The organism is Paraburkholderia sp. J67, from assembly GCF_905220265.1.
Classification (GTDB): domain Bacteria; phylum Pseudomonadota; class Gammaproteobacteria; order Burkholderiales; family Burkholderiaceae; genus Paraburkholderia.
Genome location: NZ_CAJMZK010000132.1, coordinates 1 through 289, shown reverse-complemented (window position 1 = coordinate 289; position 289 = coordinate 1). Strand labels below are relative to the sequence as shown.

Annotated in this window: 1 protein-coding gene; it reads left to right on the top strand. The window is 68.5% G+C overall.

The genetic code is table 11. The features are described 5' to 3' along the window. The coding region (locus U5782_RS41485) for a hypothetical protein (RefSeq protein ID WP_322049654.1) at positions 1-289 on the top strand (289 nt) is incomplete at both ends.

Sequence of the window (289 nt, the reverse complement as noted above, 5' to 3'; positions counted from 1 at the left end):
ACGGGTTCGCTCAGCACGGCGCAGACGCAGGCGATCACGACCGCGAACATCGCGGCACTGGGCACGAGCGTCGCCTCGCTGACCACGGCGATGCTCTCGACCGCACAGGTCGGCGCATTGTCGGCAGCGCAGGTTGGCGCGGTGTCTACCGGCCTGTCGTCCACGCAGATCGGTGCGCTTAGCACCGCGGGCGTGCTCGGTCTGACGCTTTCGGGCCTGTCCACGGCCGACACCCAGGCACTGACGACCAAGGACATTTCGGCGCTGGGCACGAACGTCGGTGCGCTGA